The following is a 23,854-nucleotide window of genomic DNA, read 5'->3' on the forward strand; positions in this document are numbered from 1 at the left end:
GAAAATTCAGTGCTCAAAAGGGCTTCAGCGTTCAGGAGCACGGGCAGCCACGGAACCCCTGACCACCAGGCTGGGCTGGAAGATGAACTCGCCGGTCGGCAGGCTGGGGTCGGCCAGCCGGCTCATCACGCGCTCGACAATGGTGCGGGCCATCTCGGACACCGGCAGGCGCACCGTGGTCAGGGCCGGATGCATCAGCGCCGACAAAAACACATCGTCCATGCCCACGACTGACACGTCGGCCGGCACGGACAGCCCCGCCTCGCGAAAACCGGCCATCAGGCCCAGCGCCATCATGTCGTTGACCGCCACGACGCCGGTGGGCCGCCCGGCTTCGTGGCGTTCAGCGAGCTTTGCCGCCTCCATGCGGCCCAGCTCGCTCATCATCGAGTCGCCATATTCATTGAGCGGCGTGCCCTCGATCACCTGTGCGCCGGCGGCCAGGCCCGCAGCGCTTGCGGCCGCCATGAAGCCGCTGATCTTCTCGCGCCGGCTCATGGTCAGGCCGGCGGCCGTCACAAAGGCCAGGCGCGTGTGGCCCTGCGCAATCAGGTGCTGGGTGGCAATGCGGGCCGCCTCAAAGTTGTCAACCGACACGTGGTCAATGCCCGACTCGACGCCGGGCGTGGCACGGCGGTCGTAACTGACCACCACCAGGCCGCGCTCGCCGGCGGATTCGAAATGCTGTTCGTCGACCAGCGAGGAGATGATGATCACGCCGCGCACGCCATGCGCCATCAGGTCGTCAAAGAAGCGCGCCTCCTTGTCTTTGTCGCGGTAGGTGTTGCCGATCATGATGCGAAAGCCGTAGCGCTCCTGCGCCTGGGTTTCGATCTCGCGGGCAATGAAGCCGTACATCGGGTTGGCAATCGACGGCACCAGCAGGCCGAGCATGGGCGTATGGCCGGTCTTGAGCTGGCGCGCCGTGGTGTTGGGCCGGTACCGGAGCTCGGCAATCGCCGCCTCCACGCGCGCCAGCGTCTCTTTGGCCATGCGGTTGCTCCGGCCATTGAGCACGTTGGACACCGTGCTGGTCGACACGCCAGCGCGGCTGGCCACATCCTGAATCTTGCTCACGCGGTTTCTTTCCTATAAACCCATGCGGGTGGGCAGCCACAGGGAGAACGCCGGCACCAGAACCAGCACCATCAGCGTCACAAACAACACCACAAGATACTTCATCATGGGCCGGGCCACATTCTTGACCTCGGTGCCGGTGATGGCGCAGGTGGCAAACAGGCCCAGGCCGATCGGCGGCGCAAACAGCCCCAGGCCCATCGCAATGACCAGCACGGTGCCGAAATGCAGCGGGTGCACGCCCAGCTGGGCGGCGATGGGTGTCAGCAGCGGCCCGAAGATGATCAGCGCCGGCGCGCCCTCGAGCACGGCCCCGAAGATGATGACGATGAGCACCGACAACAGCACGAACATGGTGCTGCCGTACTGGTGGGCGAAGCCGATCATGAACTCGGACAGGTACTGCGGAATCTGCTGGATGGTCAGCGCAAACGACACGCTGGAGGCCGCCGCCACGATGAACAAAATACCGCCCGCCATGGAGGCCGAACGCACGAACAGCTGTGCCACCGAACGCAGCGTGAGCTCGCGAAACGCCAGCGCACCCACCACCAGGGCATACATCACGGCAAAGGCCGACACCTCGGTGGAGGTGGCCACGCCCGAGGTCACACCCTTGCCGATCATGGCCACCATCAGCAGCGCCACCAGTGCGCCGCCCAGCAGGCGGAGCATGGGTGTTTTCGTGTCAAAGGCTTCATCGGGGTTGATTTTGGTGCCGACATAAATCGTCACAGCCGCCAGCGACAGCGCCAGCACCGCCGCAGGCACCAGTCCGGCCATGAACAGGCCGGCAATCGAGATGTTGGCGACAAAGCCCATGATGATCATGTTGATGCAAGGCGGAATGGTTTCGGCCATCACGGCGGTGCAGGCCAGCAGGCCGGCCGTTTCGTTCGGGTCCTGTTTGGTCTTGCGCACGGCCGGCATGATGATGCCGCCCACTGCGGCGATGTCCGCCAGCTTGGAGCCGGAGACGCCCGAGAAGAATGCGGTAGCCGTGATGGTGATGAGGCCCAGCCCGCCGCGCACGCGGCCGAACATGCGCAGCAGCAGCTCAATCAGCCGCGACGACATGCCGTTGGACTCCATCAGCAAACCGGCCAGCACAAAGAAGGGAATGGCCAGCAGCACGAAGTGGTCCATGCCCGCCATGACCTGCTGCGAGTACACCAGCATGGGCAGCGACGGATCGGCCATGAAGAAGAGCAGCGACGAGAGGGCCAGCACAAAGGCGATTGGCACACCCAGCACCAAGCCGCCGGTGAAGCCAAGGGTCAGCAGCACCCAGGGCTTGACGGCCTGCGCCGGCAGCAGCGTGTTCCACAGCGTGACGGCCGCCACCAGCCCCACGCCCACCGCCAGCGTGAGCCAGACCGTGCGGCGCGGGCCGCTCAGCGCGTTGGCCGCGCCGAACATGGTCATGAACAGGCTGCCAATCACCACCGGATAGATGTAGATCCACTGCGGAAAGCCGATGGAGGTGGTCATGCCATAGGAGTCCACCAGCAGCGCGCACGACGACAGGAACAGGCTGAACGACACCCCCACAATGATCCAGCTGCCAGACTGCAGCAACGCGGGCTGCCAGGCATCAGGGAACAAGCCCCGAAACAGGTCAATGCCGACATGCTGGCTGCGCGCCAGCACCGTGGCCGCGCCAATGAACACCAGCACCACCATCAGCGCGCGGGCGACTTCTTCGGCCCAGTCAAAGGGGTCATGCAGAAAGTAGCGGAAGACCACCGAGGCGAACACCACCAGCACGTCCAGGGCCAGCACGGCACCGGCGAGGTACTCGGTCCAGCGCATCAGGGCGGCCAGCCAGCGCCCGGGGGCGCGGGCCACACTGAAGCCGGTGGCAGAAGGCAGGGAAAGCGGCGGCAGGGCCGGCGACAACTGGGCGCTCATGGTGTTCACACCCTCGCCGCGGAAATCGCGCCAAACAGCGGCGCGGTGGCCGGATGCTCCTTGGCAAAGGCGGCCCACAAGCGGGTTTCCATTTCCTTGCGCACGGCATCGCGCTCGGTTTTCGCCATCGGGTTGAAGACCATGCCCAGCTTGGTCAGGGCCTCGATCGCCTGGGCGCCCTTGTCAGTGGCAATGGCGCGTTGCTGGGCGGTGGCCTCCGCTGCAGCCTTCAGGAAGGCAGGACGCAGCTCGGCAGGGATTTTGTCCATGCCGCGCTTGCCCATCACCACCACCAGCGGGCTGAAGAGGTGCTCGGTCAGCCAGCAGTTTTTGGCTACTTCGTTGAGCTTGCTGGCCAGCACCGTGGCGGCGTCATGCTCAAAGCCGTCCACCACACCGGTCTGCGCGGCCATGTAGAGCTCACCGAACGGGATAGGCGTCGGGATGGCCCCCATGATCTTGAAGGTTTCAATGAACGCCGGGGTGGGCAGCACGCGCAGCTTGATGTTTTTCACCTCGGCGAGCGACTTGACGGACTGCTTGGTGTACACACTGCGCGCCCCGAAGTGCGAGGCCCAGGTGATGACCTGGCAACCCGTGCTCTTTTGCAGAATGTCATTGAGTTTGGCGCCCACGCCCCCGTCCAGCGCCCTGGCCGCATGGGCGTAGCTGTCAAACAGGTAGCCCAGGTCCAGCATGCCGAACTGCGGCGCGGCCGTGGCCCAGATCGACGAGCCGGTGACCATCATGTCGATGGAGCCGACCTTGACCTGCTGCACCACATCGCTTTCCTTGCCGAGCTGGTTGTTGGGAAAGTAGTCGATCTTGATCCTGTCGCCGACCACAGCCTTCAGGTTGGCGTCCAGGCGCTGGTACCAGACGTAATGGGCCGAATTCTGGTCGGCGACCAGCGAGGACGAAAAGCGCAGCGAAATGGGCGCTTGCGCCCGCGCCAGGCTGGGCAGGCCTGCGGCAAGGGCCACTGAAGCGGCGGCAGTGGACTGGACAAAGTGGCGGCGGGAAAGTGACTTCATGGTTGTCTCCTGTGACGGGGCGTTGTGGGATGCACTGGAATTGCTGGCACTGGCGGGGATTCTTGGGGTTCTTGAAGGTCTTAGTAGAACGATTTACTGTATCGTTACACCAACTCGCCAGTCAAGCCCGTTTCGCTAGGTGTTTTCCTTCGTAAACACGGGTTTTCGGTCCTTTTTTGCACCCGTTCGCGCGGTTTCCGGCCGAAATCTGCCGGGAACCCGCCAGCCCCCGTCCTGGTACCCCGCCACCCGGAAGACCCGGAGGACTGGCGATAATCAGGCCTTCACAGGAAATCAGAGGAAATTCGCCATGTCATCCATCACCCTGCGCTTTCTGGCCGAGCCCAGCACCGTCAACTTTGGCGGCAAAGTGCATGGCGGCACCGTCATGAAATGGATAGACGAGGCGGGTTATGCCTGCGCCACCAGCTGGGCCAAACGGTATTGCGTCACCGTGTCGGTCGGCAGCATCCGCTTTCAGCGCCCCATCATGATCGGCGACCTCGTGGAAGTGCAGGCCCGCCTCGCCTATACCGGCAGGACCAGCATGAACATCTCGGTCGAGGTGCGCGCCGGTGACATGAAGACCGGCCAGATGGACGTCATCACCGAATGCCTGGTGGTGTTTGTGGCGGTGGAGCCCGACGGACAGACCATCCCTGTACAGCCTTGGCGACCCGAGACACCGGGCGACATCGCACTGGCCCAGCGCGTCAAGGCCCACCTCGATGCCGCCCGTGCCATGCATCCCAGTGTCTGACCGGCCTGACCGGTCTGCCGCCCGTAGCCGCGGCAGGCTGGTTGCCTGATGCGAAGCAATGCCCTGACGGGCCGCGACCTGGCAGCCGCTTGCACGGTGGTCATGCTGTGGGGCATCAATTTCGTCATGATGAAATTCGCCCTGCGCGACTTCACGCCCTTGCAGCTGGGCGCTGCCCGCTATGTGTTTGCCGTGCTGCCGCTGGTGCTGTTCATCCGGCCGCCGCGCATTCCCTGGAAATGGGTGGTGCTGTATGGCGCTTTTCAGGGCGTGGGCCAGTTCGGTATTTTGTTCGTCGCGCTCAAGGTCGGCATGACCGCGGCCCTGGCCTCGGTGCTGTTGCAGACCCAGGTTTTCTTTACCGCGCTGTTCGGCTTTGCACTGCTGCATGAGCGCGCCGGCAGGCCGCTGCAGGCAGGTATGGTGCTCGCCGCGCTGGGACTGTCCTGCTTTGCGCTCAACTATGCGAACCCGGATGCCGCCAACAGCGGCAACAGCGCCACCACGTTGCCGGGCTTTGTGCTCACGCTCTGCGCGGCGGCCATGTGGGCCATGTCCAACATTGTGGCGCGGCGCGTGCAGCAGGTCGCGGGGGATTACTCGCCCACGGCCTTCGTCGTGTGGAGCAGCTCCGTCGCGGTGCTGCCCTTCGTTGCGCTTTCGTGGGTGTTTGACCCGCAAGCCACCCGCTGGCAATGGCTGGAGGCGCGCGGCTCCAGCTGGCTGGCCGTGGCCTATCTGGGATGGGTCGCGACCATTGTGGGTTACAGCCTGTGGACCGGCCTGCTCAAGCGCCACCCGGCCAATCGCGTGGCGCCCTTCAGCCTGGGCGTGCCCATCGTGGGCCTGACCACCGGCATGCTGGTGCTGGGCGAAAGCATCACGCCCTGGCAGTGGGCCGGTATTGCATTGGTGGTTGCGGCGCTGGCGTGCGTGATGCTGGGCGGGCTGGTCAAGCGCCGCTGACGCACGGTACGTCCTGCCCAGGCGCTTCGATCCGCCTGCCGCCTCCCGTCTCCCGTCGGTCTTCTTTCTTTTTCTGTCTGTCTTTTTTTATAGACCAGACCGCTCTCAATCCACATGCGGTCGCAGCGCGCTGGGAATGCGCTGCCGGCGCAGCCCACCACTCTCGAGCCAGCGCCGGGTATTTTGCTCAGCCCGATCAATCAACTCACGGGCGCGAGAAAAGTCGTAGGCCGATACCGCCAGCGGGCACAGTGGCGGCACCGTCAGCACCTCGAAACGATCGGCCAGCAACTCCAGGTCCTGCACCAGCTGATGCGCAATCAACATGTTCAGCGCATGCAGCGCACTGGCGATGGCGCTGGTTGGCGGCGCGCTCAATGCGCAGGCATAACCGGTGGGCAGCACGATCAGCCGGGTCGCACCCAGCGTGACCGCCGTCATGACCGGCGTGTTGCTGGCAATCGCGCCGTCGATCAGATACTCACTGCCAACCAGCACCGGTGGAAAGATCGCAGGGATCGCACAACTGGCCAGGATCGCATCTACGCTTGGGCCGGACGACAGGCAGACCGAGTTGCCGTGCAACTGCTCGGTGGCGACCACATGGAGTGGCAGCGCCGCCTGTTCCAGCAGGCTGTAGGGCAAATGGCGTTCGATCAACGCGCGCAGCCCGCTGGAATCGACCAGCGAGGGCGAACGTGAAAACAGGCCGGCGATGCGGCTGAAAGTCATCGGGAAGACCGTGCTGCGCTTGAGTTCGCACCAGAGTTGCGCCAGCTGCCTGACGCCGACCAGCGTCGGATTGCCCGCAAAATACGCGCAATTGATCGCGCCAACCGAAGCGCCCACCACGAAATCGGCCTGCACGCCGTGGGCGACCAGCGCATGCAGCATGCCGACCTGAATCGCGCCGAAACTACCGCCGCCGGCAAATACAAAGGCGGTCTTGCCATTGGCTTTGGGTTCCATCTGCGCCTCCGTGCTGCCGATCCAGCGCTGCTGTCCCCGCGTGCGGCAGATGACTCATCTTACTGCCGCGTCTGCATCGCGCAAGCACCGGGAAGCCGCCTGAAAACACGGCACCGGGGGGATGGATCAGACTGCGCCGGCGGCCCGCGGCGCACCGGCACCGTCTGCGCTGCCAAAGTAGGCGGCCAGCAGGTCCAGCGCATGGCGCACCTTGGCGGGCTGCTCGCCGCGCCGCGGCGTCACGGCATACACCGGCAGATCAGACAGCTTCCAGCCGGGCAGCACCGGCAGCAGGCGGCCGTCGGCGAGTGCTCGCCGGTCGTCATCGCTGACCACGATGCTGATGCCCCAGCCCGCCACACACAGCGCGTGCAAGGCCGTCACCTGCGTGGCCTGCACCCGCCCTTCCATGCGCACTGTCTGGCGTTCGCCCCCGGGGCCCTGCAGCTCCAGCAGCTCGCCACCGGCCGCGCCGGGCTTGCCGCCCAGCCAGTCGTGCGACAGCAGATCCTGCGCTTGCGCAGGCCAGCCGCGTTCAGCCAGGTAGGCCGGCGACGCGCACAGCTGCCGCGTCATGCTGCCGAGCTTGCGCGCCACCAGCGTCGAATCGGGCATAGCCCCCACCCGCAGGGCGATATCCACCCGCGCGGCAATCAGGTCGATCACGGCGTCATCAAGCAGCAGGCACAGCGACAGTTTGGGATGGCCGCGCAGGGGCGCGAGCGCCGTAGCCAGCAAGCCGCCAAAGCCGATGGGCGCGGCCAGCCGCAATTCGCCTTCGGGCTCATCGCGCAGGCGCGCCAGCGCCTGCTCGGCCGAGCGGGCGGCAGCCACCATGGCGGCGCAACCCGCGTGGTAGCGCTCTCCGGCTTCGGTCAGGGTGAGCCGCCGGGTGGAGCGGTGCAGCAGCGCCAGCCCCAGCGCCTGTTCCAGCTGGCGCAAATGCTGGCTCACCGCCGAGGGCGTCATGCCCAATTGACGCGCCGCCGCCGTTAAAGAGCCTGCGGCAACGACTTCGGCAAAGATGGCCATGCGTTTGAGTTGATCCACGGTTCAGGCGGTTTTTAGGTGGTTATTAGTTAGCTGTACTTCACGGTATTAGTCAATTAAGCCATCTATTCAGAAAGTTGTGAAGTAATCAAACTAGCAGCTCTTCTACTTTCTTTTCAATCTTCAGGAGTTTTTGATGCACATCGCACTGATTGGCGCCACCGGTTTTGTCGGCTCGGCCATCCTTCCGGAACTGCTCAACCGTGGTCACCAGGTCACCGTGCTGGCCCGCACGCCATCCAAACTGAGCCCACAAACCGGCTTGAGCGTGGTGGCCGCCGATGTGCTGGACGCCGCCCAGGTCGCCCGAGCCGTGGCCGGTCACGACGCGGTGATCAGCGCCTACAACCCCGGCTGGAGCGAGCCGAAAATTTACGATCTGTTCCTGCAAGGCAGCCAGGCCATTGTGGAAGGCGTGAAACAGGCTGGCGTCAAGCGCCTGCTGGTCGTCGGAGGCGCGGGCAGCCTGTATGTGGCGCCCGGCCTCCAGCTGGTGGACACACCGCAATTCCCGGCCGAATACAAGCAGGGCGCGCTGGCAGCACGCGAACTGCTCAACCGGATCAAGACCGAGGCGACGCTGGACTGGAGTTTTATCTCGCCCCCCATCGGCCTGGCGCCCGGCGCACGCACCGGAAAATACCGGCTGGGCGCGGACGATCTTCTGCCTGGCCAGGGCGACAAGCCCGCCGGTATTTCAGTGCCCGACCTGGCCGTGGCCATCGTGGACGAGATCGAGCAGCCGCGGCATGTGAAGCGCCGCTTTACCGCGGCGAACTGAGCGTTTTCCTGCCCGGAAGGGGCAAGGCTCAAATCTCGATCTTGCTGCCCAGTTCCACCACCGAGTTATTGGGCAGGTTCAAAAAGTCCGCCGCCCCACTGGCGTTATGGTGCATCTGCGCAAACAGTTTCTCGCGCCAGGGCGCCATACCGCTGCCCAGCGTCGGAACCACGGTGTCGCGCGAGAGGAAATAGCTGGTCCTCATGGACTCCACCTCACAGCCCCGGGCCTTCATTTGCTGCAAGGCTTTGGGGAGGTCCAGATCGTTCTTGAAACCGTAATGAACAATGACTTGCCAGCAGTCGTGGCCCAGCGCTTCAATGGCGAGCCGCTTGCTCAAGCCAATCCATGGCACCTCGTGGTTGCGCACCGTCACAAACAGGTTCTGCTCGTGCAGCACCTTGTTGTGTTTGAGGTTGTGCATCAGCGCGTTGGGCACGGTGCCAGCCTCGGCGGTCAGGAAGACCGCCGTGCCTTCTACCCGCGCGGGTGGGCTGACGAACACGGCATCCAGAAAACTGGGCAGGTCGATGGCGTCGGTGCGCAGCTTTTCGGTCAGCAGCTGACGGCCGTCCTTCCAGGTGGTCATGAGCAGGTACAGCACCACGGCAATCGCCAGCGGGAACCATCCGCCTTGGACGATCTTCAGGGCATTGGAGGCAAAAAATGCGACATCAACCACAAAGAAGAAGCCGGTCGCGGCGATGCACAAAGGCAAGGGGTAGCCCCAACCGAAACGGATAACAAAAAAAGTGAGTGCCGTGGTGGCCACCATGAGTAAACTCACCGAGATGCCATACGCCGCCGCCAGCGCCGAGGAAGACCCGAACATCAGCACGGCCATCACCACTCCGATCAACAAAGTCCAGTTCACGGCGGGGATGTAGATTTGCCCGGTATCACGGATCGAGGTGTGCAGGATACTCAGGCGCGGCAGGAATCCCATCTGAACTGTTTGCTTGGCGGCTGAGAATGCCCCTGAAATCAAGGCTTGCGAGGCAATCACCGTGGCCATTGTCGCCAGGACCACCATGGGAATCAGCGCCCAGTCCGGCGTCATGAGGTAAAACGGATTGGTCGCCGCTTTGGGGTCCAGCAGGACCAGCGCCCCCTGGCCAAAGTAGTTGAGCATCAGGGATGGCATGACCAGTGCAAACCAGGCCAGCCGGATAGGCTGCTTCCCGAAGTGCCCCATATCCGCGTAAAGCGCTTCGGCGCCTGTGACGCACAGAAACACGGCACCGAGCGTGATGAAGGCAATCTCATAGTGCTCCACCGCAAAGCGCAGGGCATACCACGGTGCGACAGCCACCAGCACACTAGGGTTCTGGATAATCTGCGCCACGCCCGTGGCTGCGATGGCCAGAAACCAAAATACCGTGATCGGCCCAAAAAACTTGCCAATATCCGCCGTGCCGCGTTTTTGCACCGCGAAAAGCATAAAAAGCACCAGCAGGGAAATAGGGACGACGTAGGGCTTGGCGGCCGGCGTAATGATTTCAAGCCCTTCCACCGCCGAGAGCACGGAAATCGCCGGCGTGATGATCCCGTCGCCAAAAAACAGGGCCACGCCAAATACGCCCAGGATCAGCAGGGTCTGCCGTAGCCGGGGATGATCCTTGACCGATTGGGACGCCAGGGCCAGCAAGGCCATCAAGCCCCCCTCGCCTGCGTTGTCGGCCCGCATGATGAGTGCCACATACTTGATGGACACCACCACCGTGAGGGTCCAGAAAAACAGCGAGAGCACGCCCAACACATTGGCCGTCGTGATAGGAACATGACCGCTGGCGAAGACCTCCTTGAACGCGTATAGAGGCGAGGTTCCGATGTCGCCGTAGACGACACCAATGGCGCCCAATGTGAGCGCCGCAAGTGATGATTTTGAATTTGACACAAAAACTTCCCGTCTTTATCAACTGACCGGCGGGGCACGGTCCGAGCTTGCGGGAATGGGTTACCTAGGGGAACGCTATTTTGCGCCCAGGCGAAGGGCTTGCGACTCGGCGAACACCCCTAAATTCAACAAATCCGGGTTTTGTTGCAATGCAACAACTTGTAACAGAAAAGTGGCTGACAGGCTTCAGGCTGCCTCAGTCTGCCATGCCCGAATGCTATTATTTTTATAGCACAAAATCCTCATGGACTCTGAGACCAGTCCAAAAAATCAGCGCCCTTTTGCAGGCATCGTCAGTCGTAGACCTCGGCATCCGGATCGGTCGCTTCCAGTTCGTAGCTGGCGGCCAGCATCGCCAGCCTTGCAATCACGCCATACATATAGAAGCGGTTGGGGCTGCTGGAGCCTGGTTTTTCACCGGGCTGCGGCAGGCGGCCGCTTTCGGCAAAGGCCAGCGGCACAAAGCTGGCGCCCGGGGCGTTGAGGTTTTCGTCCACGCCACGCTCGGCATGCACGCGGTAGAACCCGCCGACCACATAGCGGTCCATCATGTAGACCACCGGCTCGGCCACCGCATCGTTGACGCGTTCATTGGTGAGCACGCCTTCCTGGATGATGACTTCCGACAGCGTCTGGCCATCCTTGGTCACGCCCATCTTGTTTTTGGTCTTGCGGCTCAACACCTCAAGATCCTTCACATCGCGCACCGTCATGATGCCCATGCCATAGGTGCCGTTGTCGGCCTTGACCACGACAAACGGCTTTTCGTTGATGCCGTATTCCTTGTACTTGCGCTTGATTTTGGTCAGCAGCGCATCGACGTTGGTGGTGAGGCACTCCAAGCCCACGCCCTCGGCAAAGTTGATTTCGCCGCATTGGGTAAACATCGGGTTGATGAGCCAGGGATCGATGCCCAGCAGCTTGCCGAAGCGTTTGGAGACTTCCTCGTAGGCCTTGAAGTGCCTGGACTTGCGCCGTACCGACCAGCCGGCGTGCAGCGGCGGCAGCAGGTACTGCTCGTGCAGGTCTTCCAGCATCCCGGGAATGCCCGCTGAAAGATCGTTGTTCAGCAAAATCGTGCAGGGGTCAAAGTTTTTGAGGCCCAGCCGCCGGTCGGTACGGATCAGCGGCTCGATGGTGATGGTCTCGCCGGTCGGCAGGTTCAGCGTGGTGGGCTCCTTGATCTCGGGGCTGAGCGAGCCAAAACGCACGTTGAGGCCAGCCTGGTGAAAGATGCGCTTGAGTTGCAGCACATTCGACAGGTAAAAGCTGTTGCGCGTATGGTTTTCGGGCACCACCAGCAGGTTGCGGGCCTCGGGACAGATTTTTTCAATCGCCGCCATCGCCGCCTGCACCGCCAGCGGCAGCATCTCGGGCGTCAGGTTGTTCCAGCCACCGGGGTAGAGGTTGGTGTCCACCGGCGCGAGCTTGAAACCCGCGTTGCGGATATCGACGGAGCTGTAAAAGGGCGGCGTGTGCTCCATCCACTCCAGTCGGAACCAGCGCTCGATCGCGGGCATGGAGTCAAGAATGCGCTGCTCAAGTTCGTTGATGGGGCCGTTCAGGGCGGTGATGAGATGCGGAACCATGCGGCCACTTTCAAAGGGGAATTTTGTTATCAGATCCGGTTATATCTGACCGAATTCTAGGGATATTGGGATGCACCGCCCGGTTACAAGGTGCGAAACCCAAATCGCAAAAAGACCGATGGCGGCCACCCGCCGAGCCGCCGTGCGGCGCTTCAGGTCCGCACTTCCCCGTTGCCCAGCACTACATATTTGAGCGAGGTCAGGCCCTCAATGCCCACCGGCCCGCGGGCGTGGAACTTGTCGGTGCTGATGCCGATTTCCGCGCCCAGCCCGAACTCGAAACCATCTGCGAAGCGGGTGCTCGCATTCACCATGACGCTGGCTGAATCAACCTCGCGCAAGAACTGCTGGGCGTGCATGTGGTCACGCGTCAGGATGGCATCGGTGTGGTGGCTGGAGTACTGGTTGATGTGGGCGATCGCTTCATCAACGCCGGCCACCACCTTGATGCTGATGATGGGCGCCAGGTATTCCTCATACCAGTCCTGCTCGGACACGGGCTGCAGGTTGGCGCCCTTCACGCCGGCAAGCAGGGCCCGGGCTTCGGCGTCGCAGCGCATTTCCACACCCTTCGCAGCATAGATTGCACCAATTTTTGGCAGGAAGTCAGCAGCCACACCGCGCGCCACCAGCAAGCCTTCGCTGGCATTGCAGGGGCTGTATTTCTGGGTCTTGGCGTTGTCGGCCACCTTGACCGCCATGTCGATGTCACAGGGATCGTCCACATACACATGGCAGTTGCCGTCCAGGTGCTTGATGACCGGCACCTTGGCATCGCGGCTGATGCGTTCGATCAGCCCTTTGCCGCCGCGCGGAATGATGACGTCCACATACTGCGGCATGGCAATGAGCCGGCCCACGGCTTCGCGGTCGGTGGTCGGCACCAGCTGCACCGCGTCCGCCGGCAGCCCGGCATCGGTCAGCGCCTGCCGCACCAGCGACGCCAGCGCCTTGTTGGACTCAATGGCCTCGGAGCCGCCGCGCAAAATGCAGGCATTGCCACTCTTGATGGCCAGCGATGCCGCTTCAATCGTCACATTGGGCCGGCTTTCATAAATCATGCCGAACACACCGATGGGAACACGCATCTGCCCGACGCGGATGCCGCTGGGCTGCTCTTTCATGCCGATGATCTCGCCGATCACATCGGGCATGGCGGCGAGCTGTTCGCAGCCCAGGGCCACGGTGTCCAGGATTTTGGGGGTCAGCTTGAGGCGGTCCAGCAGGGGGCCAGCCAGCCCGGCCGCCTGGGCGCGCGCCAAATCGCGCTGATTGGCCGCCTCCAATGCAGCGACGCTGTCGCGCAGCAGGTCGGCCAGGCGTACAAGCGCTTTGTTTTTGATAGCTGCTGACGCTTTCGCCATTTGGGCCGAGGCTGTTTTTGCCTGCGCTCCCAGGTTGTCCATGATGTGCGCAAGCTCGCCATCCCTGGCCATTGCGTTTTGAAGATCGGGCGCGTTCATGCCGCTATTTTCCCCTATTCACGCACCAGCGGGCTTCAGGTCCTTATTTAGGTCCTTGTATTTGCATGGGGCATTGGATCAAACTGGAGCCCCCCACGTTCGCTCACTGCGTGTTGCTCTCGAGGCCTTGCAGGCCGCGGCTCGCGGGACGCTTCGCCTCTGTCTCCTGTCCGAACCTGCTCAAGCAGGCTCCAGCCCCTCGGGGGCTATTTCACCTAGGGCGGCCCGGCGCGGCGCATTGCTCGCACACCATGCCGGCCAGCCGGTGCAGGGCCTGCCAGCCGTCGGCGGGCCAGTCAGGCTGTTTCAGGCCCTTGACGATGCCGTCGACCTTGTGGGCGGCATGCAGCAGGTTGGCCAGGGTGGTGTCGCCGATTTGCGGCAGCACGCGCTCGAACAGTTTTTCCTTGATGCCCCAGACACGGTTTTCGCGCAATGCCATCGGCATGGGTCGGCCGGCGCCAATCGCGTCTTTTACGCGCTTCATGCTGCGGATGTCTTCACTCAGGGCCCAGTGCACCAGTACTTCAGACTCGCCCTCGGACTGCAGGCCGTCGAGCATGCGCGCCACGCGCACCGCCTGGCCGCCGAGCACAGCCTCCGACAGCTTGAACACGTCATAGCGCGCCACATTGAGCACGGCGTTTTCCACCTGGTCAAAACTGAGAATACCGTCTTCCTGGGCCGGATAGAGCAAGCCCAGCTTCTGGATCTCCTGGTGCGCGGCCAGCAGGTTGCCTTCCACCCGGTCGGCAAAAAACTGCAGGGTGCGCTGACCTTCTTCGCCCGCCGCCACGCGCTGGCCCTGCTGCTGCAGGCGCTGGGCAATCCATTGCGGCAGGCTGCGGCGATCGATCGGATCGAACTTGACGGTGACGCCAAAGCTGTCGAGCGCGCCAAACCAGGCCCCCTTGGCGGTCATGCTGTCCAGCCGGGGCAGCAGCACCAGCGTCAGTGTGGAGTCGTCGCCCTGGGCACGTTCGGCCAGCTGCTGCAGCGCGACCGACCCGTCCTTGCCGGGCTTGCCGCTGGGGATGCGGATCTCCACGATCTGCTTGTCGGCAAACAGGCTCAGCGAGCCGCCGCTGGCCAGCACCTCGCTCCAGTCGAAATGCGCCCCGGCCACCGTGTGCACGGTGCGTTCGGTATAGCCCTGCTCCCGGGCCGCGGCGCGCAGGGCATCGGCGAACTCCTGCACCAGCAAGGGTTCGTCGCCATGCAGTGTGTAAAGGCTTTTCAGGCCGCGCTTGAGGTGCTCGGACAGTTGCGCGGGGGCCAGGTTCATGGCTGAAGTTTAGCGCCCTCCATCCCCGCAGTGAAATTTCCAGCCACGCCGCAAAACGTCAACGTCTTTTGACGTTTTGACGGGCTCACCGCTTGACTTGCGAGGTCTTCTTTCTTTTCCTGATCACTGCTCGTCCAGACCCGTGTTCATGGAAGGGCTGGCCACCCCAGCCCTGCGCTAGTTGTATAAACTGCAGCAGGTGCAGAGCCCGGGCTACCCGGGGGGCCTAGCCCAATCCGACAGAGGAACAGTCAAACCCCTCGCCACCGCATTGACCCCGACATGACCAGACACATCCGGCTGATTGGTGCGCCGACCGACATTGGCGCCAGTACCCGTGGCTGCTCCATGGGCCCTGAAGCGCTGCGCGTCGCGGGACTGCAGGCCACGCTGGAGGGCCACGGCCTGACTGTCGTGGACCAGGGCAACCTGGTCGGACCGGCCAATCCCTGGCAGCCGCCCGTTGACGGCTACCGCCACCTGGCCGAAGTGGCGGCCTGGAACCGTTCGGTGCATGAGGCGGTGTATGCCGCGCTGAGCGAGAACGAGATGCCGATTTTGCTGGGAGGCGACCACTGCCTGGCCATTGGCTCCATCAGCGCCGTGGCGCGCCACTGCCGGCAGACCGGCCACACACTGCGCGTGCTGTGGCTGGATGCCCATGCCGACTTCAACACCAACGACCTGACGCCCACCGGCAACACGCACGGCATGCCGATGGCCGTGCTGTGCGGCCATGGGCCTGCCGAGCTGACCGGCATAGGCGGCATGGTGCCTGCCATCCAACCCTCAGCCGTGCGACAAATCGGCATCCGCAGCGTGGATCAAGGCGAAAAGCGCTTTGTCCGGCAGTTGGGCCTCGAAGTGTTTGACATGCGTTATATCGATGAAATGGGCATGCGCCACACCATGCAGGCGGCACTGGCCGACCTGGACGACAACACCCATCTGCATGTGAGTTTTGACGTCGACTTTCTGGATGCCTCGTTCGCGCCAGGCGTGGGAACCGCCGTCAAGGGCGGGCCAACCTACCGCGAGGCCCAGCTGTGCATGGAGATGATTGCCGACACCGGCCGGCTGGCGTCGCTCGATGTGATGGAGCTGAACCCGGCGCTGGACGTGCGCAACGGCACGGCCGAAGTGGCGCTGGACCTGATGGAAAGCCTGTTCGGCAAGAGCACGCTGATGCGGCGCTAGTGCTGCAGCCAGTCGTGTAGCCGGGCTGGCCCGGGAAGGCCTAGATTTCCGTCACGGCCGCCAGGCGGCGCATGATCTGCTGGACGATATCGCTTTGCATGTCGCGGTAGAGCAGGTTTTCCTCCGCCTCCTTGGCCAGCACGGCGGATTCGTTGAAGCTGATGTCGCGCTGCTGCAGGATTTCGGTTTCCGGAATCAGCTCCTTGCCCGCCAGCGTGCGCAGCTTGAAACGAAAGCGCATGCGCAACTGGAACTCGCGCACCTGGCCGGTGGCGTTGCGGCTGAGCACCTGCTTTTCCCGCTGGTCGCCCAGCACGTCCAGAATGACCTGTGCATCCTTGATCTGCCGGCCGTCGGTGATCACCTTGACCTTGCGGGTGGACTCCAGCGACCGCCGCAATTCCACACCCAGCGGGGAGGATTCGGGAAGGCTGCTGAACAGGGTCGTGAAGGCGAAATCCGGCGCCTTGCGCAGCTGAAAGCCACAGCCAACCAGGCTCAGGGCGGCGGCGGAAGCCGTCAGGGACAGTAAAGCGCGACGCTGCATGGTTTGCCTTATCTTGGGGTTATCTTGGGGGTTGTTTCAGACAACGATGTTGACCAGCCGGCCAGGCACCACGATGACCTTTTTGGCGGGCGCGCCGGCCGCCTGCTTGAGGAAGGCTTCCGACGCCAGCGCCGCGGCCTCGATGGTGGCCTTGTCGGCCCCCGCAGGAACGGTGACGGAGCCCCGCAGCTTGCCATTGACCTGCAGTACCAGTTCGATCTCATCCTGCTGCAGCGCGCTGCTGTCCACTTCGGGCCAGGGCGCATCCAGCAGGTCGCCCTGCTGGGCCGCATAGCCCAGTTCGGACCACAGGGCGTGCGCCAGGTGCGGCGTCGCGGGATAGAGGCAGCGCAGCAGGATGCCGAAGCCTTCGCGCAACGCGGCTAGGGATGCCGGTGGAACTTCGCCTTCGAGTGCCGCTGGGCCGCCCCGAGGCGCGAGGGCCCCCTCGGGGGGCAGCGTAGTACGCGAAGCGACAAGCGTGGGGGCCAGAAAGTCTTCCAGCGCATTGAGCAGCTTCATGCCGCCGGAGACCACCGTGTTGTACTGCATGCGCTGGTAGTCGTAGTCCACCTGTTTGAGCACCGTGTGCACTTCCAGCCTCAGGGCTTTGGTTTCCTTGTCAAACGTGGCTTTAGCCCCATCAACCCTCGAGCCATCGGCGTCGGCATCAACACCTGAATGCAGGGCGGAAAGCTTGAAGCCGAAATTCCAGACGCGCCGCAAAAAGCGGTAAGAGCCTTCCACTGCCGCGTCGTTCCACTCGAGCGTGGCCTCGGGCGGCGCGGTGAACATGGTGTACAGGCGCGCGGTGTCGGCGCCGTATCTTTCAATCAGGTCCTGCGGGTCGACGCCGTTGTTCTTGGACTTGCTCATGGTGCCCACGCCTTCGTAGTTCACCAGCAGGCCGTCGCTCTTGCGCTTCGCGCCGGTCACCTTGCCCGAGGCGTCATGGATGTCCTCCACCTCGCTGGGCCAGAAATACTCGATGCCGCCTTTTTCGCCCTTGCGCGAGTAGATGTGGTTGAGCACCATGCCCTGCGTCAGCAGCTTGGTGAAGGGCTCGTCAACTTTCACCAGCCCCAGGTCGCGCATGACCTTGGTCCAGAAACGCGCATACAGCAGGTGCAGGATGGCATGCTCGATGCCGCCGATGTACTGGTCCATCGGCATCCAGTAGTCGGCGCCTTCTGCGACCATCTGCTGTTCGTTTTTCGGGTCGCAGTAGCGCATGTAGTACCACGACGAATCGACAAAGGTGTCCATGGTGTCGGTCTCGCGGCGCGCCGGCTTGCCGCACACCGGGCAGACGACACCCGCGTGAAAACCTTCGTGCTTGTGCAACGGGTTGCCCGAGCCATCGGGCACGCAGTCCTGCGGCAGCACCACCGGCAGGTCTTTTTCGGGAACCGGCACGGCGCCGTGTTCATCGCAATGAATGATGGGGATGGGCGTGCCCCAGTAGCGCTGGCGGCTGACGCCCCAATCGCGCAGGCGCCAGGTGGTTTTCTTCTCGCCCAGGCCCTTGGCGGCCAGGTCGGCAGCCACGGCATCGACGCAGGCCTTCAAGTCCAGGCCGTCGTACTTGCCGGAGTTGATCGCCACGCCCTGCTGCTTGTCGCCGTACCAGTCCGCCCAGGCCTCAAGGCTGTAGGCCTGGCCTTTCACATCGGTGACCTGTTTGATGGGCAGGCCGTATTTTTTGGCGAACTCGAAATCACGTTCGTCATGCGCGGGCACACCCATCACGGCGCCGTCGCCATAGCTCATGAGCACGTAGTTCCCGACCCAGACCTCGACCTGCTCGCCCGTCAGCGGGTGCGTCACAAAGAGGCCGGTGGGCTTGCCTTTTTTCTCCTGCGTGGCCAGCTCGGCCTCGGTGGTGCCGCCGGCCTTGCATTCCTCGATGAAAGCGGCGAGCTGCGGATTCAAGGCGGCGGCATGCAGCGCCAGCGGATGCTCGGGGGCGACCGCACAAAAGGTGACGCCCATGATGGTGTCGGCGCGGGTGGTGAACACATACATCTTCCCGCCGTCGATCAGCGCGCCAGCGGCATCCCTGATGTCGTGCGTGAAGGCAAAGCGCACCCCTTCGCTTTTGCCGATCCAGTTTTCCTGCATCAGCTTGACACGCTCGGGCCAGCCCGGCAGCTGGTGCTGCACATGGCCCAGCAGCTCTTCAGCGTAGTCGGTGATCTTCAGGTAGTAGCCGGGGATCTCGCGCTTTTCCACCGTCGCGCCGGTGCGCCAGCCCTTGCCGTCAATCACCTGCTCGTTGGCCAGCACGGTCTGGTCGACCGGGTCCCAGTTGACGACCTGGGTCTTGCGGTAGGCAATGCCTTTTTCCAGCATCTTCAAAAACAGCCACTGGTTCCACTTGTAGTAGCTTGGGTCACAGGTGGCCACCTCGCGGCTCCAGTCGATGGCCAGCCCCATCGCCTGCATCTGCTTTTTCATGTAAGCGATGTTGTCGTAGGTCCACTGCGCCGGTGGCACGCCGTTTTTCATGGCGGCGTTTTCAGCTGGCAGGCCGAACGCGTCCCAGCCCATGGGCATGAGCACGTTGTAGCCCTTCATGCGCAGGTAGCGCGTGAGCATGTCATTGATGGTGTAGTTGCGCACATGACCCATGTGCAGCTTGCCGCTCGGGTAGGGCAGCATGGAGCAGGCGTAGTACTTGCCCCTCGGCTTTTTGCCGCTGGTGTCTTCAGTGACGCGGTAGGCGTCCGCGGCGATCCATTGGGCTTGAGCGCTGCGCTCGACGTCGAGGTGGTTGTATTTGTCTTGCATGGGGATAGCGCCCGAAAGTTTCGCTTCCGTCGGTCGCACAATAAGTTCGGGCGGTAAAAAGGGGCCGTTAACAACAGTGAAAAAAGCGGGGCAGGCCCGTTGCTCTTTTCAGATCTTCAGAAATGGTGACCTGGCCGTAATTTTACGGGCGCGCTGCGGGCTTGGGCTCGGCAACAAAACCGATGCGGCTGAGCCCGGCTTTTTGCGCCACACCCATCACTTCCACCACCCGGCCGTAGGGCACGGCCTCGTCGGCGCGCAGCTGCACCTCGGTATCGGGGTTCCGGCCCGCGGTTTGCGCCAGGTTCCGCGCCAGCTCGTCCAGCTTCACGGGCTTGTCGTTCAGAAAAACCTGGCCCGATTTGTCGACCACCAGCGTGACAAATTGGGGTACATCGGTCGACTGGGCCCCCTCGGTCCGGGGCAGGTCGAGCCGGACGGTACTGGCCAGCAAGGGCGCCGTGATGATGAAAATGACCACCAGCACCAGCATCACGTCCACCAGCGGTGTGACATTGATCTCGCTCATGGGCTGTGGGCCCTGGATGCGTTCGAGTCGGCCAAATCCCATGGTGCATGCGTTCCTGGTTTGAAGGCTCAGCCCCGATGGCCGGCCAGCAACTCCCGCAAATCGCGCGCAAACCCTTCCAGGTCGGCCTCGATGCGGCCAATGTGGCGGCCAAAGATGTTGTAGGCCAGCACGGCAGGAATCGCGACCGCCAGGCCGGCAGCCGTCATGATGAGCGCCTCGCCGACCGGCCCCGAGACCTTGTCTATCGTGATCTGGCCAGCCGACGCGATGCCGATCAGTGCGTGGTAGATGCCCCAGACCGTGCCCAGCAGGCCCACAAACGGAGCGGTCGAGCCGACGGTGGCCAGCAGGACCTGGCCAAACTGCAGCTTGTGCAGGATGGCGTGCAGGGCATCGCGCAGCACACGGGTCAACTGCTGGGCCCGGTCGCCGGCAGCCCCCAGGGTGCCAATGGCCCTTAACTTCGTGGCATCAATCAAGGGCAACACCAGCGATTCACGATCAAAGGCCGCGACTTTCTGGCTGGCCTCCTCGATTGACACAGACTGCCAGAAAACAGCAGTACTGCGCGCCACATCGCCCAGCGCGCGGTGCAGCAGCCAGGCTTTCCACAGGATCACCACCCAACTGGCCACCGACATGGCCAGCAGCAGCACCGCGACCAGTTGGCTGACGACGCCGCCCTGGGTCATGAGGCTGAAAAAATTCATGGTGGCGCTTCGTGGGATATGGCCCCCACGCTTGTCACTGCGTGTACTGCGCTGCCCCCCGAGGGGGCTGAACTTGCTTGGGGCGGCCCGGCGCGGCGTTCTGCGGGGCTCATTTCAGGTTGAGGACGTCAAACATGTCAAAAAGACCGCTGGACTGGCCGCCCAGGAAACGGGCGGCGCGCAGGCTGCCCTGGGCATAGTTGCTTCGGCTCGACGACTTGTGGCTGATCTCTATGCGCTCTCCGGTGCCCAGGAACATCACGGTGTGGTCGCCGACGACGTCACCGCCGCGCACGGCGGAAAAACCGATGGCCAAAGGGTCGCGCTCGCCCGTGATGCCTTCGCGGGCATACACGGCGCAATCCTTCAGGTCGCGGCCCAGCGCGCCGGCAATCACTTCGCCCATCTTGAGGGCGGTGCCGGAAGGCGCATCCACCTTGTGGCGATGATGGGCCTCGATGATCTCAATGTCGTAGCCGGTAGACAGGGCCTTGGCGGCCATCTCCAGCAGTTTGAACGTGACGTTGACGCCCACGCTCATGTTGGGCGCCATGACGATGGCAATGTCTTTGGCAGCGGCGGCTATCTCGGCCTTCTGTTCTTCTGAAAGGCCGGTGGTGCCTATCACCAGCTTGACGCCGAGTTCACGGCACACCTTCAGGTGCGCAAGCGTGCCTTCGGGGCGGGTGAAATCGATCAGCACGCCGGCGTTCTGCAATCCCTGGCGGATGTCCGCGCTGATGAGCACACCGCTGGCCCGTCCGGAAAATGCCGCTGCGTCCATGCCGATGGCGGGGCTGGCGGCCACATCGAGTGCGCCCGTCAGCTGGCAGTCGGTGCTGGCGCTCACCGCTTCAATCAGCATGTGGCCCATGCGGCCACCGGCACCCGCTACCGCGATCCTGTGATGGCGCGCGTCCGTCGTCATGCCGCCGCTCACTGTTTCGGGCTTTCGAGCGGCGGGTAGACCGTGGTCTGCGGATCCGCCGGCGGAGCGGCAACGGCAGCCCCGGACGCCGGCTTGGCGGACGAGGGTTTTTCAGCGGCCTTCAGCTGCTCTTCGCTGGCTTCCAGGGGAGGCACTTTGCCCAATTTACGCTTGTTGTCCAGTTTGGCGATGAACTCCGCCTCGCTGGGCATGGCATCGCCGGCAAAGCTCTCGAGCTGGTCACCCTTGAAAAACACCGTGTATTTGTAGGTCTGGGAGTCAACGCCCCGCCGCTTCAGCGTGAAGACATAGTCCCAACGGTCGGCATGGAAAAGACTCGCCAGCAGGGGCGTGCCAAGCACCGCCCGGACCTGGTCGCGGCTCATGCCGGGCCGCAGCTGCTCGACCTGCTCGCTGGAGATGAAGTTGCCCTGGATCACATCGATCTTGTAGGGGGTGATCCAGTTGACCGGGTTGATCGCGCTGCCGCCGCAGGACGCCAGTACCGCGCATGCCAGGACGATGGAAGCTGTTTGGACGCCGTAACGATGATTTGCAGACATGGGATAGGGTGTAGCGATATGATTGGTCATTGTAGCGGCTGGGTGCTTCCCGACCCCGGATCAGGCCGCCAGGGGCTCCGCCCCGTGTCCCCCAAAGAGATTTCCATGAGCAACATTGACGAGTTAAAAAACACCGGCCTCAAGGCCACCTTGCCGCGCCTGAAGATCCTCGAGATTTTTCAGGCCGGCAAGCAGCGCCACATGACGGCGGAAGACGTCTTCCGGGTACTGCTGGAAGACCGGTCGGACATCGGTCTGGCCACGGTATACCGGGTGTTGACCCAGTTTGAGCAGGCGGGCCTCCTCAATCGCAGCAATTTCGAGTCGGGCAAGGCGGTCTACGAGATCAATGAAGGCCAGCACCATGACCACCTGGTGTGCCTGGATTGCGGCAAGGTTGAGGAGTTTTACGACGCCGAGATTGAAAAGCGCCAGCATGCCGTGGCCAAGGCCAAGGGGTTTGCCATCGCCGACCACTCCCTCTCGATGTACGCCAATTGCACCAAGGACAACTGCCCCAACCGGGGCACGGCGGTGCCTGTGCGCCACCATCACCACACCTGATTTCAGAGATTAAATATCGCTCTAGCCATTGCCCGACGGGCGCAGCAAGCTATTAATTCAATAGCGGGCCAATGATTTAAAAATCCCCCGCAGGGTCGCCCCAAGCAAAATTAGCCCCTCAGGGGCAGAGAGCTTGCACGTTGTAGGCGACCGTGGAGCCTCTTAATTCCAGCAGGGGCCGCGGAACCGGCTTCGCCGGGCCGCAGGCGCAACGGCCCCCTCGGGGGGGCAGCGCGGTACGCGAAGCGACAAGCGTGGGGGCCTAATCATCCTGCTCCATCGCCTTGCGGTGCCGCTCCACGAAATCCTGGTAGGTGTTGATGCCGCGCAGCTGCAAGATGGCATTGCGCACGGCGGCTTCCACCAGCACGGCGATGTTGCGGCCGGCCTCCACCTGGATGATGACCTTGCGCACGGGAATCCCCAGCACGTCTTGCGTCAGCGGTTCGTAGGGGATGCGTTCGTAGTCGCGCTCCAGGGTTTCCCGGCGCACCAGGTGGACGATCATCTTCAGGCGCATCTTGCGGCGGACGGCCGTCTCGCCAAAAATCGCCTTGATGTCCAGCAGGCCGATCCCGCGCACTTCCAGCAGGTTCTGCAGCAGCTCGGGACAGCGTCCCTCAATCGTGGTCTGGTTGATGCGGTACAGGTCCACCGCGTCGTCGGCCACCAGGCCATGCCCACGCGAAATCAGCTCCAGCCCCAGCTCGCTTTTGCCCAGGCCGGACTCGCCGGTGATCATGACGCCCATGCCCAGAATGTCCATGAAGACACCGTGCATGGAGGTGCGGTCGGCAAAGTGCTTGGACAGGTAGGCCCGCAGCACGTCAATCACAAAAGCGGCCGACTCCGGCGTGGCGAACATCGGCAATTGCGCGCGCTCGCACATCGACAGCAGCGTGTCGGGCGCCGTCTGGTCGTCGGCCACCACCAGCACCGGCGGCTCCAGCGTGATGATGCGGGAGATGCGGCGGGCGCAGTCGTCCGGGCTTTCGTTGGTCAGGTATGCGACTTCGCGCTCGCCCAGGATCTGTACGCGGTACGGATGGATGTAGTTGAGGTAGCCGACCAGGTCAGCCCCGGAGCGCGCCGCGCGCACGGCTACTTCGTCAAAACGCCTTTCGGAGGCGCCCAGGCCCGCCACCCACTGCCATTTCAGGGCGGCGCGGTGGTCCTCAAACAGAACGTCAGCGCTGACAACGGTGGGCTTCATGCCGGCCTGTTACTGAAAATCAAGGCTC

21 protein-coding genes are annotated in these 23,854 nt (G+C 63.2%); 5 read left to right on the top strand and 16 right to left on the bottom strand.

Going from position 1 to position 23,854, the window contains the following annotated elements; all coding sequences use genetic code 11:
* Window positions 1-24: 24 nt before the first annotated feature.
* From AC1DUR_RS11225 to AC1DUR_RS11235, 3 genes are read right to left on the bottom strand one after another with little or no spacing between them, the layout of a single operon-like run.
* Window positions 25-1,077 (bottom strand): LacI family DNA-binding transcriptional regulator, encoded by a 1,053-nt coding sequence (locus AC1DUR_RS11225; protein ID WP_477721623.1) that lies wholly within the window; start codon window positions 1,075-1,077, stop codon window positions 25-27.
* 12 nt (window positions 1,078-1,089) lie between these two features.
* Complete coding sequence (locus AC1DUR_RS11230; RefSeq protein ID WP_477716731.1) at window positions 1,090-2,988, bottom strand: TRAP transporter large permease; 1,899 nt, start codon at window positions 2,986-2,988, stop codon at window positions 1,090-1,092.
* A 5-nt stretch (window positions 2,989-2,993) separates the two neighbouring features.
* Complete coding sequence (locus tag AC1DUR_RS11235; protein WP_477721624.1) at window positions 2,994-4,022, bottom strand: TRAP transporter substrate-binding protein; 1,029 nt, start codon at window positions 4,020-4,022, stop codon at window positions 2,994-2,996.
* 310 nt (window positions 4,023-4,332) lie between these two features.
* Between AC1DUR_RS11235 and AC1DUR_RS11240 the strand changes: the two genes are divergently transcribed.
* Window positions 4,333-4,782 carry an acyl-CoA thioesterase gene (locus AC1DUR_RS11240; protein ID WP_477716343.1) on the top strand — a complete coding sequence of 150 codons (450 nt, stop codon included), beginning with the start codon at window positions 4,333-4,335 and terminating at the stop codon, window positions 4,780-4,782.
* A 48-nt stretch (window positions 4,783-4,830) separates the two neighbouring features.
* Entirely contained in the window at window positions 4,831-5,748 is a 918-nt protein-coding gene (locus AC1DUR_RS11245) for an EamA family transporter (protein ID WP_477716344.1), read from the top strand.
* Between the two features lie 105 nt (window positions 5,749-5,853).
* Here the strand turns inward: AC1DUR_RS11245 and AC1DUR_RS11250 are convergent, their stop codons facing one another.
* Both AC1DUR_RS11250 and AC1DUR_RS11255 read right to left on the bottom strand, forming a co-directional pair.
* Window positions 5,854-6,717 (bottom strand): patatin-like phospholipase family protein, encoded by an 864-nt coding sequence (locus tag AC1DUR_RS11250; protein WP_477716345.1) that lies wholly within the window; start codon window positions 6,715-6,717, stop codon window positions 5,854-5,856.
* 126 nt (window positions 6,718-6,843) lie between these two features.
* Complete coding sequence (locus tag AC1DUR_RS11255) at window positions 6,844-7,767, bottom strand: LysR family transcriptional regulator (protein WP_477721625.1); 924 nt, start codon at window positions 7,765-7,767, stop codon at window positions 6,844-6,846.
* Between the two features lie 136 nt (window positions 7,768-7,903).
* Here AC1DUR_RS11255 and AC1DUR_RS11260 point away from each other — a divergent pair, with 136 nt between their 5' ends.
* Window positions 7,904-8,548, top strand: a complete 645-nt coding sequence (locus tag AC1DUR_RS11260; RefSeq protein ID WP_477721626.1) for an NAD(P)-dependent oxidoreductase — start codon at window positions 7,904-7,906, stop codon at window positions 8,546-8,548.
* 28 nt (window positions 8,549-8,576) lie between these two features.
* Here AC1DUR_RS11260 and AC1DUR_RS11265 read toward each other — a convergent pair whose 3' ends face one another.
* The 4 genes from AC1DUR_RS11265 to holA form a co-directional block, all read right to left on the bottom strand.
* Entirely contained in the window at window positions 8,577-10,445 is a 1,869-nt protein-coding gene (locus tag AC1DUR_RS11265) for a potassium transporter Kup (protein ID WP_477716348.1), read from the bottom strand.
* 293 nt (window positions 10,446-10,738) lie between these two features.
* Complete coding sequence (gshA, locus tag AC1DUR_RS11270) at window positions 10,739-12,034, bottom strand: glutamate--cysteine ligase (RefSeq protein ID WP_477716349.1); 1,296 nt, start codon at window positions 12,032-12,034, stop codon at window positions 10,739-10,741.
* A 152-nt stretch (window positions 12,035-12,186) separates the two neighbouring features.
* Window positions 12,187-13,470, bottom strand: a complete 1,284-nt coding sequence (locus AC1DUR_RS11275; RefSeq protein ID WP_477721643.1) for a glutamate-5-semialdehyde dehydrogenase — start codon at window positions 13,468-13,470, stop codon at window positions 12,187-12,189.
* Between the two features lie 238 nt (window positions 13,471-13,708).
* Window positions 13,709-14,782: a DNA polymerase III subunit delta gene (gene holA, locus AC1DUR_RS11280; RefSeq protein ID WP_477721627.1), complete on the bottom strand. Its 1,074-nt coding sequence runs from the start codon at window positions 14,780-14,782 to the stop codon at window positions 13,709-13,711.
* A 282-nt stretch (window positions 14,783-15,064) separates the two neighbouring features.
* On the opposite strand from holA, the gene rocF reads away from it, so the two are divergent.
* Window positions 15,065-15,979: an arginase gene (gene rocF / locus AC1DUR_RS11285; protein ID WP_477721628.1), complete on the top strand. Its 915-nt coding sequence runs from the start codon at window positions 15,065-15,067 to the stop codon at window positions 15,977-15,979.
* Between the two features lie 40 nt (window positions 15,980-16,019).
* On the opposite strand, the gene AC1DUR_RS11290 is transcribed toward rocF, so the two are convergent.
* The 6 genes from AC1DUR_RS11290 to AC1DUR_RS11315 all read right to left on the bottom strand — a co-directional run bounded on the left by AC1DUR_RS11290 (window position 16,020) and on the right by AC1DUR_RS11315 (window position 22,049).
* The gene (locus AC1DUR_RS11290; RefSeq protein WP_477721629.1) at window positions 16,020-16,526 is read right to left on the bottom strand and encodes an LPS-assembly lipoprotein LptE; all 507 of its coding nucleotides are present in this window, start codon (window positions 16,524-16,526) and stop codon (window positions 16,020-16,022) included.
* A gap of 36 nt (window positions 16,527-16,562) precedes the next feature.
* Window positions 16,563-19,316 (bottom strand): leucine--tRNA ligase, encoded by a 2,754-nt coding sequence (gene leuS, locus AC1DUR_RS11295; RefSeq protein WP_477721630.1) that lies wholly within the window; start codon window positions 19,314-19,316, stop codon window positions 16,563-16,565.
* Between the two features lie 142 nt (window positions 19,317-19,458).
* On the bottom strand, window positions 19,459-19,887 hold the full coding sequence (locus tag AC1DUR_RS11300) for an ExbD/TolR family protein (protein ID WP_477721631.1): 429 nt from the start codon (window positions 19,885-19,887) through the stop codon (window positions 19,459-19,461).
* 26 nt (window positions 19,888-19,913) lie between these two features.
* A complete protein-coding gene (locus AC1DUR_RS11305; protein ID WP_305635100.1) occupies window positions 19,914-20,558 on the bottom strand; it encodes a MotA/TolQ/ExbB proton channel family protein in 645 nt (214 codons plus the stop codon).
* Between the two features lie 109 nt (window positions 20,559-20,667).
* Window positions 20,668-21,486, bottom strand: a complete 819-nt coding sequence (dapB, locus tag AC1DUR_RS11310; RefSeq protein WP_477721632.1) for a 4-hydroxy-tetrahydrodipicolinate reductase — start codon at window positions 21,484-21,486, stop codon at window positions 20,668-20,670.
* 8 nt (window positions 21,487-21,494) lie between these two features.
* Window positions 21,495-22,049 (bottom strand): outer membrane protein assembly factor BamE, encoded by a 555-nt coding sequence (locus AC1DUR_RS11315; protein WP_477721633.1) that lies wholly within the window; start codon window positions 22,047-22,049, stop codon window positions 21,495-21,497.
* Between the two features lie 105 nt (window positions 22,050-22,154).
* On the opposite strand from AC1DUR_RS11315, the gene fur reads away from it, so the two are divergent.
* On the top strand, window positions 22,155-22,613 hold the full coding sequence (fur, locus tag AC1DUR_RS11320; protein ID WP_477716356.1) for a ferric iron uptake transcriptional regulator: 459 nt from the start codon (window positions 22,155-22,157) through the stop codon (window positions 22,611-22,613).
* A gap of 262 nt (window positions 22,614-22,875) precedes the next feature.
* Here the strand turns inward: fur and hprK are convergent, their stop codons facing one another.
* The gene (hprK, locus tag AC1DUR_RS11325; RefSeq protein WP_477716357.1) at window positions 22,876-23,826 is read right to left on the bottom strand and encodes an HPr(Ser) kinase/phosphatase; all 951 of its coding nucleotides are present in this window, start codon (window positions 23,824-23,826) and stop codon (window positions 22,876-22,878) included.
* Window positions 23,827-23,854 lie beyond the last annotated feature (28 nt).

It is taken from the genome of Polaromonas sp. P4_F4, from assembly GCF_056401355.1.

Bases quoted from the DNA above. Each gene is read 5' to 3' on its own strand.
- AC1DUR_RS11235 (WP_477721624.1), bottom strand. From the start codon at position 4,022: ATGAAGTCACTTTCCCGCCGCCACTTTGTCCAGTCCACTGCCGCCGCT.
- AC1DUR_RS11230 (WP_477716731.1), bottom strand. From the start codon at position 2,988: ATGAGCGCCCAGTTGTCGCCGGCCCTGCCGCCGCTTTCCCTGCCTTCT.
- AC1DUR_RS11260 (WP_477721626.1), top strand. From the start codon at position 7,904: ATGCACATCGCACTGATTGGCGCCACCGGTTTTGTCGGCTCGGCCATC.
- AC1DUR_RS11300 (WP_477721631.1), bottom strand. From the start codon at position 19,887: ATGGGATTTGGCCGACTCGAACGCATCCAGGGCCCACAGCCCATGAGC.
- rocF (WP_477721628.1), top strand. From the start codon at position 15,065: ATGACCAGACACATCCGGCTGATTGGTGCGCCGACCGACATTGGCGCC.
- dapB (WP_477721632.1), bottom strand. From the start codon at position 21,486: ATGACGACGGACGCGCGCCATCACAGGATCGCGGTAGCGGGTGCCGGT.
- AC1DUR_RS11305 (WP_305635100.1), bottom strand. From the start codon at position 20,558: ATGAATTTTTTCAGCCTCATGACCCAGGGCGGCGTCGTCAGCCAACTG.
- AC1DUR_RS11240 (WP_477716343.1), top strand. From the start codon at position 4,333: ATGTCATCCATCACCCTGCGCTTTCTGGCCGAGCCCAGCACCGTCAAC.
- AC1DUR_RS11315 (WP_477721633.1), bottom strand. From the start codon at position 22,049: ATGTCTGCAAATCATCGTTACGGCGTCCAAACAGCTTCCATCGTCCTG.
- gshA (WP_477716349.1), bottom strand. From the start codon at position 12,034: ATGGTTCCGCATCTCATCACCGCCCTGAACGGCCCCATCAACGAACTT.
- fur (WP_477716356.1), top strand. From the start codon at position 22,155: ATGAGCAACATTGACGAGTTAAAAAACACCGGCCTCAAGGCCACCTTG.
- hprK (WP_477716357.1), bottom strand. From the start codon at position 23,826: ATGAAGCCCACCGTTGTCAGCGCTGACGTTCTGTTTGAGGACCACCGC.
- AC1DUR_RS11250 (WP_477716345.1), bottom strand. From the start codon at position 6,717: ATGGAACCCAAAGCCAATGGCAAGACCGCCTTTGTATTTGCCGGCGGC.
- holA (WP_477721627.1), bottom strand. From the start codon at position 14,782: ATGAACCTGGCCCCCGCGCAACTGTCCGAGCACCTCAAGCGCGGCCTG.
- leuS (WP_477721630.1), bottom strand. From the start codon at position 19,316: ATGCAAGACAAATACAACCACCTCGACGTCGAGCGCAGCGCTCAAGCC.
- AC1DUR_RS11245 (WP_477716344.1), top strand. From the start codon at position 4,831: ATGCGAAGCAATGCCCTGACGGGCCGCGACCTGGCAGCCGCTTGCACG.
- AC1DUR_RS11275 (WP_477721643.1), bottom strand. From the start codon at position 13,470: ATGGCCAGGGATGGCGAGCTTGCGCACATCATGGACAACCTGGGAGCG.
- AC1DUR_RS11290 (WP_477721629.1), bottom strand. From the start codon at position 16,526: ATGCAGCGTCGCGCTTTACTGTCCCTGACGGCTTCCGCCGCCGCCCTG.